Origin of the sequence: Vibrio sp. V43_P6S15P86 (assembly GCF_009904725.1) — a bacterium.
Taxonomy (GTDB): Bacteria; Pseudomonadota; Gammaproteobacteria; order Enterobacterales; family Vibrionaceae; genus Vibrio; species Vibrio diabolicus.
Genome location: NZ_WXWT01000335.1, coordinates 14,015 through 26,293 on the forward strand (window position 1 = coordinate 14,015; position 12,279 = coordinate 26,293).

15 protein-coding genes are annotated in these 12,279 nt (G+C 44.7%); 1 reads left to right on the forward strand and 14 read right to left on the reverse strand.

Features of this window, described 5'->3' with window-relative positions:
* Positions 1 to 136 precede the first annotated feature (136 nt).
* Positions 137 to 901, forward strand: a complete 765-nt coding sequence (locus CAG69_RS14985; RefSeq protein WP_006743223.1) for a DUF481 domain-containing protein — start codon at positions 137 to 139, stop codon at positions 899 to 901.
* Between the two features lie 77 nt (positions 902 to 978).
* Here CAG69_RS14985 and rplI read toward each other — a convergent pair whose 3' ends face one another.
* The 14 genes from rplI to pilM all read right to left on the reverse strand — a co-directional run bounded on the left by rplI (position 979) and on the right by pilM (position 12,173).
* Entirely contained in the window at positions 979 to 1,431 is a 453-nt protein-coding gene (rplI, locus tag CAG69_RS14990) for a 50S ribosomal protein L9 (protein ID WP_005381278.1), read from the reverse strand.
* A gap of 33 nt (positions 1,432 to 1,464) precedes the next feature.
* The gene (rpsR, locus tag CAG69_RS14995; protein ID WP_000090472.1) at positions 1,465 to 1,692 is read right to left on the reverse strand and encodes a 30S ribosomal protein S18; all 228 of its coding nucleotides are present in this window, start codon (positions 1,690 to 1,692) and stop codon (positions 1,465 to 1,467) included.
* A 16-nt stretch (positions 1,693 to 1,708) separates the two neighbouring features.
* Entirely contained in the window at positions 1,709 to 2,011 is a 303-nt protein-coding gene (gene priB / locus CAG69_RS15000; RefSeq protein ID WP_005381298.1) for a primosomal replication protein N, read from the reverse strand.
* Positions 2,012 to 2,019: 8 nt separating this feature from the next.
* Positions 2,020 to 2,409 (reverse strand): 30S ribosomal protein S6, encoded by a 390-nt coding sequence (rpsF, locus tag CAG69_RS15005; RefSeq protein ID WP_005381299.1) that lies wholly within the window; start codon positions 2,407 to 2,409, stop codon positions 2,020 to 2,022.
* 244 nt (positions 2,410 to 2,653) lie between these two features.
* Positions 2,654 to 3,325 carry a ribulose-phosphate 3-epimerase gene (gene rpe / locus CAG69_RS15010; RefSeq protein WP_005381300.1) on the reverse strand — a complete coding sequence of 224 codons (672 nt, stop codon included), beginning with the start codon at positions 3,323 to 3,325 and terminating at the stop codon, positions 2,654 to 2,656.
* A 92-nt stretch (positions 3,326 to 3,417) separates the two neighbouring features.
* On the reverse strand, positions 3,418 to 4,257 hold the full coding sequence (locus CAG69_RS15015) for a Dam family site-specific DNA-(adenine-N6)-methyltransferase (RefSeq protein ID WP_047009939.1): 840 nt from the start codon (positions 4,255 to 4,257) through the stop codon (positions 3,418 to 3,420).
* A 69-nt stretch (positions 4,258 to 4,326) separates the two neighbouring features.
* Complete coding sequence (locus CAG69_RS15020; RefSeq protein WP_161444898.1) at positions 4,327 to 5,841, reverse strand: SPOR domain-containing protein; 1,515 nt, start codon at positions 5,839 to 5,841, stop codon at positions 4,327 to 4,329.
* A 52-nt stretch (positions 5,842 to 5,893) separates the two neighbouring features.
* Positions 5,894 to 6,994 (reverse strand): 3-dehydroquinate synthase, encoded by a 1,101-nt coding sequence (aroB, locus tag CAG69_RS15025; RefSeq protein WP_046874636.1) that lies wholly within the window; start codon positions 6,992 to 6,994, stop codon positions 5,894 to 5,896.
* A 32-nt stretch (positions 6,995 to 7,026) separates the two neighbouring features.
* Positions 7,027 to 7,545, reverse strand: a complete 519-nt coding sequence (gene aroK / locus CAG69_RS15030) for a shikimate kinase AroK (protein ID WP_005381319.1) — start codon at positions 7,543 to 7,545, stop codon at positions 7,027 to 7,029.
* Positions 7,546 to 7,732: 187 nt separating this feature from the next.
* Positions 7,733 to 9,481 (reverse strand): type IV pilus secretin PilQ, encoded by a 1,749-nt coding sequence (locus tag CAG69_RS15035; protein WP_161444900.1) that lies wholly within the window; start codon positions 9,479 to 9,481, stop codon positions 7,733 to 7,735.
* A gap of 25 nt (positions 9,482 to 9,506) precedes the next feature.
* Complete coding sequence (locus CAG69_RS15040) at positions 9,507 to 10,022, reverse strand: pilus assembly protein PilP (protein WP_005395715.1); 516 nt, start codon at positions 10,020 to 10,022, stop codon at positions 9,507 to 9,509.
* On the reverse strand, positions 10,012 to 10,605 hold the full coding sequence (locus CAG69_RS15045; protein WP_012841351.1) for a type 4a pilus biogenesis protein PilO: 594 nt from the start codon (positions 10,603 to 10,605) through the stop codon (positions 10,012 to 10,014). The genes CAG69_RS15040 and CAG69_RS15045 overlap by 11 nt, the downstream gene beginning before the upstream one ends.
* Positions 10,598 to 11,173 (reverse strand): PilN domain-containing protein, encoded by a 576-nt coding sequence (locus CAG69_RS15050; RefSeq protein ID WP_161444901.1) that lies wholly within the window; start codon positions 11,171 to 11,173, stop codon positions 10,598 to 10,600. The genes CAG69_RS15045 and CAG69_RS15050 overlap by 8 nt, the downstream gene beginning before the upstream one ends.
* Positions 11,157 to 12,173, reverse strand: coding sequence for a type IV pilus biogenesis protein PilM (pilM, locus tag CAG69_RS15055; protein ID WP_005395718.1), 1,017 nt, complete (start codon positions 12,171 to 12,173; stop codon positions 11,157 to 11,159). Before pilM ends, CAG69_RS15050 begins: the two co-directional genes overlap by 17 nt.
* Positions 12,174 to 12,279 lie beyond the last annotated feature (106 nt).

The following is a 12,279-nucleotide window of genomic DNA, read 5'->3' on the forward strand; positions in this document are numbered from 1 at the left end:
GAAATCAACATGCGAACCGCACAAGTAATAGCCTGGTTCTTCCGCCCAGCTCTAATAAAAATTAACCTACCATTGACCCAACAAAATATCTGTATCAGTATCATGCCCCTCCTTTTTAATTACGTTCGAGGTTGATGTGTCCCGATACTGGTTACTTAGCTTTAGCCTACTATGCGCTAGTGCATCGTATGCTGACGAATCAGTACAGCCAGAGCAAAATATTGATGTGCCCGACCCATTAAAAACCGAGGTGGAGTTCGGCTATCAAGCTCACACAGGTAACACGGACTCTCGTTCCCTGAATGCTCGTTTGAGTGCTGAATATACGTCAGGTCGACACCGTTCTAATGGTGAATGGAAGTACTACAACTTGTACAAAGACGGTGAAGAAGACAAACGCTCATCCACCTACGCCCTACAGAGTGACTACAAGTTAGGTCCTAAAACGTATTTGTATGGCAGCTTTAAAGGGGTGGATTCTCGTTACAGTGCCTATTTTAAAGACTACACATTATCAGGCGGTTTGGGTTACCAGTTCTCCTACACTGAAAACTTCATTTTAGAGGTAGAAGTCGGTCCTGGTTTTCGTTATCAAGAACCAAATTTAGATGAGATAGATGATGACGACATTGTCTTTCCCGATATCGTTCGAGAAGGCATTTTTCGAGGGAACATCAATACGACTTGGCACGCACTAGATAATTTGAGTTTCGCGGCTGATATTACGTTGGTAACAGGTAAAAGTAACACTCGGGCCGATAGTGAACTCAGCGTGACCAATGATATTACTGAAGATATTGCACTGAAACTGGCACACTCTCGTCAGTATCACGATAAAGTGCCTGAAGGCTTAAGCAAAGCGGATAGCGTATTTTCCGTTAATTTACTTTTCGCTTTTTAACCCTTTTTCTCTCAGTTTTAGAAATAAAAAAAGCACCTCCGAGGAGGTGCTTTTTAGTATTTCGTCTTGATACTGAATTACTCAGCAGCAACAACTTGTAGGTTCACAGTTGCGAAAACTTCAGAGTGAAGTTGAACGCTGATCTCGAACTCACCAGTTGTACGTAGAGCACCTTCAGGAAGGCGAACTTCGCTCTTAGCAACTTCAACGCCTGCAGCTGTGATAGCGTCAGCGATGTCACGAGTACCGATAGAACCGAATAGTTTGCCTTCGTCACCAGCTTTAGAAGCGATAACTACAGCTTCTAGAGCGTTAACTTTCTCTGCGCGAGCTTCTGCAGCAGCTAGTTGCTCAGCAACTTTAGCTTCTAGTTCAGCACGACGAGCTTCAAACATTTCAACGTTAGCTTTAGTTGCCATAACTGCTTTACCTTGTGGGATAAGGAAGTTACGAGCGTAGCCAGATTTAACGTTTGCAGTATCGCCAAGACCACCTAGGTTACCAATTTTATCAAGTAGAATAACTTGCATTGCTTAATCCTCTTTCTTAATAAAATGAACCGATTACTGATGCTTGTCAGTGTACGGTAGTAGAGCTAGGTAGCGTGAACGCTTGATAGCACGTGCTAGTTGACGCTGGTACTTAGCGCTTGTACCAGTGATACGGCTAGGTACGATTTTACCAGCTTCAGTGATGTAGTTTTTAAGAGTTGCTACGTCTTTGTAATCAATCTCTTGTACGCCTTCTGCAGTGAAACGGCAGAATTTACGACGACGGAAGAAACGAGCCATGGGCTATCTCCTGATCTTAAATTTGAGTAATGTTGTCGGCGTGTAACACTAATTTTCCCACGCCATTTCGGCCGGTTTGATAAGTGACAAAACCACTTACCTTAATGTTACTGCCTTGAACTAAATTCTGAGTTAGTGCTTGTGACCCAAGCCCGCTGACGACTACCGGCATACGACAATAAACTTGTCGAGGTAAGTCAGCTTCGATAATAGTAGAGCGATGCTCCAGCCAAAACCGACAGTGTTCAATGCCACCAGGGCTTTTACTACGAATGGGCGGTTTGGCAATGGTGCCGCTCAGCTCCATTCGATTGGCCATAAGAAAACTTACTCAGCAGCTTCTGACTTAGCTTCAGGCTTAGCTTCAGAACGCTCTTCACGACGTGGAGCACGCTCTTCTTTTTGCTTAAGCATGATAGATTGCTCAGTGATCGCTGCTTTAGTACGCATGATCATGTTACGTAGAACTGCATCGTTGAAACGGAAAGCAGTTTCTAGCTCATCAATTACAGCTTGGTCAGCTTCAACGTTCATAAGAACGTAGTGAGCTTTGTGAAGCTTGTTGATTGGGTAAGCCAGTTGACGACGGCCCCAGTCTTCTAGACGGTGGATTTTACCGCCAGCTTCAGTGATTGAACCAGTGTAACGCTCGATCATGCCAGCAACTTGCTCGCTTTGATCTGGGTGCACCATGAATACGATTTCGTAATGACGCATTGGTTGCTCCTTACGGATTATTCAGCTTCCACAAATGGCTCAGTCGTCCAGAGGAAGCAAGGAACTAAAGATAATTGACTGAGTTTAAGGAGCACGAATAGTACAGAAAGGGCGTAAAATAGGCAAGTGATTATTTGCTCTGCGCAGCGGATATTTAATTTCTTCTAATACCAGAAAACACAAAGGCTGCCAACAAGCTGGCAGCCTTTAAAATCAGCGTGTTATTGCGCTGGATTATCGGTGCTTATTTAACTTCAGCTAGTTCAGCGCGCATTTGATCGATCACTTGTTTGTAATCTGGCTCACCGAAAATCGCCGAGCCTGCAACAAACATGTCTGCGCCCGCTTCTGCAATTTCACGAATGTTGTCAACCTTCACACCGCCATCGATTTCTAAGCGGATATCACGGCCAGACTCGTCAATCATCTTACGAACGGCACGCAGTTTATCTAGTGTATGAGGAATGAATGATTGACCACCAAAACCAGGGTTTACCGACATCAGTAGAATCATGTCGACTTTATCCATAATAAACTCAAGACTTGCAAGTGGCGTTGCTGGGTTTAGTACCACACCAGCCTGACAGCCGTGCTCTTTAATTAACTGCAGTGTACGGTCTACATGATCAGAAGCTTCTACATGGAACGTAATCATCGACGCACCCGCTTTTGCGAAATCAGGAATAATACGGTCAACGGGTTTCACCATTAAGTGAACATCGATTGGCGCTGTGATGCCATAATCGCGTAGTGCTTTACACACAGGCGCACCAAAAGTCAGGTTTGGTACATAGTGGTTATCCATAACGTCGAAATGCACCACATCCGCACCCGCTGCGAGTACTTTCTCGACATCTTCACCGAGACGAGCAAAATCTGCCGATAAAATGGATGGAGCAATAAGAAAATCTTTCATACCTGACCTCAGTAGTAATGAGCAAACAATCTGCGCGCAATTCTACCGAAGCCAGTGGGGAGATCCACTATTTAGATTTAATAGTGTGAGAACTAAGAGCTTGGTTTATCCATCTCAGGGGCATGAAAAAGCGCAAGCAGCTCATCGACTTTATTACGACCACTGCCATTGCGGCTAATGGTGCGCTTTACTTTTACTACATTGAGATCCGCACCGTGATACAACCGACGCGTCAGCGTAGTGTCGTGGTTAGAAATCAGAACCGGAATACCACGCTCAGTCGCCGTTCTTTCAGCAATGTCGGCTAATGCAGCCTGATCATCCAACGTGAAACCATTACCTGCGTATGAGGTGAAATTTGCCGTGTTTGAAAGCGGTGCATAAGGAGGGTCGCAATACACCACACTCCCCTTACGTGCTCGACGAAAAGTTTCTGGATAACCTTCACAAACGAACGTGGCTTTCTTGGCTTTTTCGGCAAAAAACTCCAATTCCGCCTCTGGGAAGTAAGGCTTTTTATATGAACCGAACGGAACGTTAAAACCGCCTTTTTTGTTGTAACGGCATAGACCATTAAAACCAAAGCGGTTCATATACAAAAACGCTAAAGAGCGGTACATCACGTCATCGGTTTTATTAAACTCAGCGCGAATGTGTAAGTAGGCTTCTTTACGGTTATTCTCGGCAACAAACCAACGCTTCGCTTCAGAGATGTACTCTTCCGGGCGCTCTTTTAGTAGGTTGTACAGATTGATCAAATCTGGATTGATATCTGCCAGTAGATAATGGTCATAATCAGTATTCAGAAACACTGAGCCCGCACCAACAAAAGGTTCAACTAGCTTTCGAGCCGGTGGTAAATGACGTTGGATGTCTTCAACCAGTCCGTATTTTCCTCCTGCCCATTTAAGAAAGGCTCGTTGCTTTTTCATCTACTGCTCTATCTATCGACCAAAAATTAAGGCTGCGGAATGTAACATATTTTTCAGCGAAGCTCAGGTTTATTTCACGCGATCAATTTCGCGATGAACCTGACGGAGTGATTTTGCCCAAGGACTCACCGACTTAACCGAATCAGGCAAGCTTGCAACGGCATCGCGAGCCATTTGAATTGTCGGATAATCTTGGTATGTGATGATATACCACTCGGTGTCATTGCGAACGGTAGGATAAATTCGTACTTGATTATTCAGCTGATGCCCATCGAGGAAGGCTTGTACATCCTCCATTGACGTCATAGCAGCAAGCTGCAGTGTATAGGCTCTTGGTGATAGTGCTTTTAATTCTTCGCGAGCAAATGAAAACTTAACCACAGGCTGCTTCGCACCGTCTTCTCCTGACCGAGCAGAAGTTTGCGTCATACCTTGATTTGGTTTTACGACTTTAATCAAAGGAGAGTCAGTTTCATCAGCAGTTTCTGCTTTATCAGTACCTACGATATCATCAATCGCTTTTGTGTCTGCTGAATCAGCTTTACCTTCAAGCAATGCATCGACCACATTCGACTCAATCACCACTCTCTGTTGATTGTCATCACTGCCAACGCTCGCCACTTCTTCCGTTACTGCTGGCGGTAATGAATCAGAATCATCAATCGCGCCAGAGCCATCAAGGCCACTGCTAGTGTCATCAGTCACAGATTGTAGTGAAGACTGCGCAGCACTGATTCCTGACTCTTCAAAAGTTGGAATAGCCGTTTGCTCTAAACTACCAGCAATTTGCTGCGCTTTATCATCAGGGCTTGGTTGATTATACATCCACCAATAGCCACCAGCAGCAAGCAACAGTAATGCTAATACCACTAACGCAATATTCAGCGGTGAACCGACAATCGAGCGGATAATGATCCTTTTTTCCACTTTCATCTCTCCTAACGCCATGATGTCACCCGGTACTGGGTCAACTTTTTTAAATGCATCTCGAACCCGCTTCTCCGCCTCATCATCAACATAGCGCGCAACAAGTGATTCAAAGAAACGACGGGCTTCCACTTCGGACAACATATCAATATCAAGCTCAACAGGCTTTATCTCTTGTCCGTAACTGAGACGTGACAGCAATCCTTCTAAGCGCCCAGACTGCGTAAATAATAAGACATTGATGGTCCAATTTGGCTTACGATGCGCCTCTAAAACCAGCATCCAAAGCTCAGAAACGAGCGTCTCACTTAATAAATGCGCATCATCAACCACAATCGCGATATCACAAGGCTCATCACCCAATAGTCTTTCGAGGCTATCAAGTAAAGGCTCTTGCTGATTAAACAATGCGTCCGAAACCAGTTGACTCAAAATAAGGATGCGGCGCTGCACATCATCTTGATTAGAATGACAAAGTAACAAACATTGATTCTTGTTACTGGCACCCACTTCAAGGTATCGCTGCGCTAACCAAGATTTTCCATAACCATCATGACCATTAATCGCAATGAAATTGGAACCAAAATTAGTCAGCAATCCTAACCTATCAAGCAACTCGATTTGAGAATCTAATTCCAGAACGTGAGCAACACTCATCTAATAACCTTAATACACTACAAGAATGACGCCCAAAGGCGCCATTACAAGGTTAAATATCGCGACCGAAGTCTATCGCCTGTTTGAGTACGTCTTGTGTCGTATCAGCAATGACCTCGGCACTACCAATGCCTGTAGGTAGAACTAATCTTAATTGACCAGAGAGGACTTTTTTATCTCGCATCATATGTTTGAGGAAGTCATCGAAGCTCATACTTTCTGGAGTATGAACAGGCAGTTTGGCACGACGTAAAATCGCAACAATACGCTCAAATTGCTCTGCTGAGATAAGACCGCGCAGATGCGAAGTTTTGGCCGCCATAACCGTGCCAGCAGAAACCGCTTCACCATGCAGCCAATTGCCGTAGCCAAGCTCAGCTTCAATCGCATGACCAAAGGTGTGACCTAAGTTGAGCAGAGCGCGGATGCCCGATTCTTTCTCATCCTGAGCCACCACTTCCGCTTTTATTTCACAGCAACGTGCAATGGCATAAGTTAGCGCTTCTTCATCCAACGCGTACAAGCGTTCAAGGTTTTCTTCCAACCATACAAAAAAGTCTGCATCGTAAATGATGCCGTACTTAATGACTTCTGCGATACCTGCTGCGAATTCACGCTCAGGCAACGTCGATAAACAGTTGGTATCGATGATCACGGCTTTAGGTTGGTAAAACGCACCTATCATGTTCTTACCCAACGGATGGTTAACCGCGGTTTTTCCCCCCACCGAAGAGTCCACTTGAGATAGTAATGTCGTTGGTATTTGAATAAAGTCGACCCCACGCTGGTAACAGGCAGAAGCAAAACCCACAAGGTCGCCAATAACGCCACCACCTAACGCGATGATCACAACATCACGAGCGTAATTCCCCTCGAGGAGGAAGTTCATCACTTGGTTAAACACATCCAAGTTTTTGTACTGTTCGCCGTCAGGCAATTCTAACAAGGATGCACTACAACCGAGCTGCTCGAGTTGCTTTAAAATTTTGTCAGCATACAAAGGCGCCACTGTGACATTACTGATCACAACAACTTTTTGTTTTGCATTTTTGTTTGAGAGAACTTGAGAGAGGTACGCCGGGTCCTCAAATAACCCGGCGCCAATAGAGATTGGGTAGCTACGCTCAGCTAGGTTGACCGTAATCCGTTCCATCGGTTTGCTCCAATTAAAAAAAAGATAAAAACTTATCTCTCTTCTAGCATTTTTACGATCTGGTTGGCTACCACTTTTGCACTCTGATCGTCAGTGCGAACAGTGTAATCCGCTACTTCTTCATACAGAGGATTACGTTCTTCAGCTAATTGCTCCAATACTTCGCGAGGGTTGTCCGTTTGAAGTAGAGGACGCTTCTTGTCACGGTTTGTGCGCGCAAGTTGCTTTTCAATCGTCGTTTCTAAGTAAACAACAACACCACGTGCCGAAAGACGATTACGGTTTTCTTTGCTCTTAACAGAGCCACCGCCAGTCGCAAGCACGATGCCTTGCTCTTGTGTTAGGTCTTCAAGTACCGCTTCTTCACGCTTGCGGAAGCCTTCTTCACCTTCTACATCAAAAACCCAAGAGATGTCTGCACCAGTGCGTTCTTCGATCACTGTATCGGAGTCAACAAACTCCATATGCAGTTGCTGTGCTAGATGTCTACCAATTGTACTTTTGCCGGCGCCCATTGGGCCAACAAGGAAAATATTACGTTTCTCAGCCATGTTTAGCAGTAATTTACAACATTGATTCAATAAGATCGCCACAAGAAAACACAGCTAAATCGCTGTTCTACAAGGCTTGTGGCACCAGTTCCTCACAGATAATTCGTGATAAGACCCGAAATTATCCAAGCATGGTGCCACTATTGCAACTTTATTTTTGATTTAATCAGTTTTTCACGAGGTAGAACTACTGAATCACCACCTTAGGGGTGACGAAAATTAACAGCTCACTTTTGCCAACATTTTCATAACTTCGACGGAAAAGCGCACCTAATAGTGGCAGATCGCCTAACAAAGGCACTTTGTCCACCGAGTTAGTAATGCTGTGCTGGAAAATACCACCAAGAACGACGGTTTCACCGTTATTTACTAACACTTGCGTCCCGATACGCTGAGTATCAATCGCAACGGCTTCACCAGTGCCTGTTTTCACGACTTGTCCAGGTCTATCTTGCGTAACGCTTAAGTCCAACACAAGACGGTTATCCGGTGTAATTTGTGGCGTCACCTTCAAACTCAATACTGCTTTTTTGAACGTTACCGTCGTGGCACCACTTGATGAGGACTCTAGATAAGGTATCTCGGTACCTTGCTCAATATAGGCAGGCTTCTTATTAGTAGTGATCAAACGTGGGCTTGAGATAATCTCAGCTTTGGACTCTTGTTGCAGCGCAGAAAGCTCGAGGTCTAACAAGGTATCTGAGCCTAATTTTGCAACCTGAAAAGCAATGCTGGTCGCGTTTGGACTGGTTGCAGCTAAGTTTACGTTTAGGAAGTCATCGATACCTACTCCATCACCGTCACCACCGTCTTCTCCTTCACCACCACCGTTATATAAACCGATCGTGGCAAGGTTGTTTTCGATAGAACCACCAACCGTGTTATTGCCATTAATAGAGGTAAAGCCCCAGCGAATTCCCAACTCGTCCATGTTGCCTTCATTGATGGTCACAATACGCGCTTCAATTTGAACCTGCTTCACCGGGATATCCAAAGATTCAATAATTTCTCGAATCACTTCAATGTTTTCAGGTAGCTCACGAATCAATAACGAGTTAGTCCGCTCATCAATGGTCATACTGCCTCGCTCAGACAACATACTGATGTTCCCTTCTCCGTTGATCATCTCTGCAATATCTGATGCTTTAGCGAAGTTTACCTTGATGATTTCAGACGAAAGCTCTCCCATCGTTTGTTCTAGCTGCTGCTTTTCGAGTTGCTGTTTTTCGCGCAGATCAAGCTCATCTGTTGGAGCAACCAGAATCACGTTGCCATCAACACGCTTATCTAACCCCTTAACTTGCAAAATAATATCCAGCACTTGCTGCCACGGAACACCATCAAGACGAAGTGTGAGGTTACCTTCTACGGAGTCTGAAACAACCAAGTTGAACTGGTTGTAGTCGGCAATCAGCTGTAACACGTTACGTACAGGAATATCTTGGAAGTTAATCGAAATGAGCTTGCCTTCTTTTTCTAGAATGCTTTTATCCGGAGCTTTCTCATTGGGTTTTATCTTAGCCACTTTGATTTCCAAGAATCGCCCCGTTAAACGGTAATCATGCGTATATTCTTCATTGATGTGCGCAACCAAGCGCGTAGTTGAGGTATCGCGAAACACCTCTACGCTTTCAACCACAGTCGAGAAATCTTTTACGTCTAGGAGATACAGTTGCTCGTCTTTTACCAAAGTATTAAGCAAATCGATACTTAACCCTTCCTGTACGCGTTTGACATCAACAATCGCGGCAGGTGACGCCAGTTCAACGACAATAACGGCGTCTTTATCTTTATTAGTGCGAAAATCGATACTCTTTAAGGCATTAGACGATACTTCTTCTGCTGCCACTAAAGGGGCTAAAAATACAAACAACCATAAGGAGAAGAGCCCAGTTAGTATCCTTGGTGTACGTGTTAATCCTTGTCTCATTTTCATTACTCAATATCAAAAATAAATGGGGCTATCTCAAAGCCAACTTAACTTTACGCTTCTGCCAACACCCTAAGCCGTCGGGCAACGTTTCATTAATTAACAAATAGGAATGGCTGACGTGGGTCACTTTGCCATTGTTGCGTCCGAGGTATTGCCCCGGCTTCACTTTATAAACGGTTCCATTGGGTGCCTGAACGAGACCAGAAACCGTGTTACCCATGCCCATAACTCCTTTCAAACGTAATTGGCTTAATGGGAATTTTTCTAATTTGCCAGTGCGCCTTCTTGAAGGTGGTTGCCAACAATCTTTTCTTGCAACAGGCTGAGTGGCGATGGTGGCTTCTTTTGGCAACTCAAAGGGCGCACGCTGTACTTCAGGTGCGTACGTGACGGCAACATACTTATCTGCAGGCTTAAGTTTCTCGACATCTCGACGCGCCTGACTCTCCACCCCTCGAATAAAATCCGTTAATGACTCATCATTCGCCTGACATCCAAGTAGCAGAGACCCCATCAGTACCAGTAACAAATGCTTACTTGTCATTGTTCGTCTCCTCTGGCTTAAACTGATAGGTATTGGCTCGTACCCTAAAGTGCAGAGTTTCACTTTCTTGGCTGACACGCTGCCAAGTCACATCTTTAAACGTGATGATTCGAGGTAGCGTTGCTATCGCCTGAGAAAAATGGCCGATGTCATGAAAATCTCCCGTTAACTCAATGTTTAAAGGAAGACGATAGAGGAAATGCTCTGATTGCTTTTCACCCCAGTCGATACGGGTAAAGGTCAACTTATTGTCGATACCGAGTTCATTCACCGAAGCGAGCATCGTAGCCAACTCTTTTTGCGCGGGCAGTTGTTGTAGCAATAATTCGTAACGCGTGGTGAGTTCATCCAATTGAGATTGAAGCTGAGGCAATGCTGCTACTTTGTTCGCTTTGATCTTCAATGCCACCTTGAGCGTCTGCTCCTGCTGGACCAAGTTATTCAATTGCTCTTCTTTTGGCTTAAGGTAAAACCAATAGCCAAAACCTTGAATGAGGAAAATCAGCAGCGCGATAACCACAAGCTGAGGCAACAATGGCCACTCTGCCATTTCATCTATTTCGAGATCCTGCCAATCAACCATGCTGGGCCTCCGCTTTCTTCTCCGGCACTTTGAACATGAAAGACACTTTGAACGTTTGGAACTCTTTTCCAAAACGTGCTTTTCCGTGAACGATGGAGTGCATTTCTACATCATTCAACTTGGCCGAACGCTCCATGTTGTCCAGCATCGTGGCAAGTTTTGGAGTGCTATCAGAGATCCCTGAGATCTCAATTTCCAGATCATTCATTTTGATCTTGTCGACATATACACCTTCAGGAATGACGGCTGGCATCAAGTTCATAAACTCGGTCGTTTTGTTTCTACCATTTTGTAACCCTTCAACCACTTTTAAACGTTCGAGGATTTTGCTGTGCTCTTGCTCGGCGATTTTCATTGCTTCAATACGCTGGTCGAGCTCAGCAAGGTAGTGAGTAAGGTAATCAAGCCGCTCCTGCTGCTGGTCTTGTTGGTACTCAAAAAACTTTCCAATACCCCATTGAATACCAATGGCGACCAACATGCCTAACGCGACCAAGCTAATGAAACGACGTCGGTGCTCTTCTCTTTGGTTCTCTCGCCAAGGAAGTAAATTAATGCGATAAAGCACGCGCACCTCCTAGCCAATGAATGCCACGAATCGCGAGTCCTGCGGCTGTAGAGAAATGCTGCCAATCCGCGGCACGACGTTTACGTTTGGACACCTTCATCTCAAATAGCCCTAGCGGGTTTAGCAATTCACACTCTAGTGACAGTTGCTGAGATAACTCTTCCGCGAGCATTGGTGTCGAAGCTCCTTCCCCTGATAACCAGATACCTTTGATATTTTGCGAGCCATTAATTGAGGTGTAGAGCTGCATCTGACGTTTCACCCGTTCCACGATTTGGCGATTAAACAGCTCTGTTTTCTCCTGAGCATCATCGGACATCAAATCATCTTGAACAGGGCTGTTTGCTCCTCGAGTGCCGCAAGCAAACTCTTTGTGAAACAGCTCACCTTGTTCGGTAAACATGGTAAAGGAGCTCGATGAGGTGCCAATATCGAGTAAGCAGTACTTATTTTTGTCAGGAAAGCGATCGGCGGTGAGCTTCCAGATATGACCAAGGCTTTGTGAATGCACGTCCACTAAAACGGGTTTTAGTCCGGATTTTTGTAATGCATCCACGCGACTATCGACCACATCTTTTCTTGTCGCAAACACTTGATAGTTATCAGTCCCACGCAACCCATCTTCGGCACGAAGACGGACGAAGTCTAAACTCAGCTCTTCGACAGGGAATGGCGATTGATGAGAAAATGCCTGAATCACAGCAAACTCAACTTCGCTATCTTCAAGGTTTTGTTCTATTTGCAATTTTTTACTGATCACCGAATTATCAGGCACTGAAATTGCGACCTTTTTAGCACCAAAAGGCAGTTCTTTTTTAATCAGCTTTAGGGTCTTTACAATTTCTTGATGATTTATAGTGTTATTTTCAGCGACAATACCTTCCTTTAGTAATATTTCTTTGTAACCCAACAGAGCGTAATTGTTGCCTGTGGGTTTAAGTACTACGGCTTTGAGGCTGTTATGGCCTATATCGATGCCGGTAACGATTAGCTTATCCATCTCTTACTCTCGCTCCGAAATTTCTTCGTGCAAAGGTTGTTATTAGCACCCAAATAAGAGTTAATATCTCTATGTGCTAAATTTTTGACCTAAGAGTACAAGGGTT

Excerpts from the sequence above, each read along its gene's own strand:
- rplI (WP_005381278.1), bottom strand. The coding sequence starts at position 1,431 with ATGCAAGTTATTCTACTTGATAAAATTGGTAACCTAGGTGGTCTTGGC.
- rpsR (WP_000090472.1), bottom strand. The coding sequence starts at position 1,692 with ATGGCTCGTTTCTTCCGTCGTCGTAAATTCTGCCGTTTCACTGCAGAA.
- priB (WP_005381298.1), bottom strand. The coding sequence starts at position 2,011 with ATGGCCAATCGAATGGAGCTGAGCGGCACCATTGCCAAACCGCCCATT.
- rpsF (WP_005381299.1), bottom strand. The coding sequence starts at position 2,409 with ATGCGTCATTACGAAATCGTATTCATGGTGCACCCAGATCAAAGCGAG.
- rpe (WP_005381300.1), bottom strand. The coding sequence starts at position 3,325 with ATGAAAGATTTTCTTATTGCTCCATCCATTTTATCGGCAGATTTTGCT.
- CAG69_RS15015 (WP_047009939.1), bottom strand. The coding sequence starts at position 4,257 with ATGAAAAAGCAACGAGCCTTTCTTAAATGGGCAGGAGGAAAATACGGA.
- CAG69_RS15020 (WP_161444898.1), bottom strand. The coding sequence starts at position 5,841 with ATGAGTGTTGCTCACGTTCTGGAATTAGATTCTCAAATCGAGTTGCTT.
- aroB (WP_046874636.1), bottom strand. The coding sequence starts at position 6,994 with ATGGAACGGATTACGGTCAACCTAGCTGAGCGTAGCTACCCAATCTCT.
- aroK (WP_005381319.1), bottom strand. The coding sequence starts at position 7,545 with ATGGCTGAGAAACGTAATATTTTCCTTGTTGGCCCAATGGGCGCCGGC.
- CAG69_RS15035 (WP_161444900.1), bottom strand. The coding sequence starts at position 9,481 with ATGAAAATGAGACAAGGATTAACACGTACACCAAGGATACTAACTGGG.
- CAG69_RS15040 (WP_005395715.1), bottom strand. The coding sequence starts at position 10,022 with ATGACAAGTAAGCATTTGTTACTGGTACTGATGGGGTCTCTGCTACTT.
- CAG69_RS15045 (WP_012841351.1), bottom strand. The coding sequence starts at position 10,605 with ATGGTTGATTGGCAGGATCTCGAAATAGATGAAATGGCAGAGTGGCCA.
- pilM (WP_005395718.1), bottom strand. The coding sequence starts at position 12,173 with ATGGATAAGCTAATCGTTACCGGCATCGATATAGGCCATAACAGCCTC.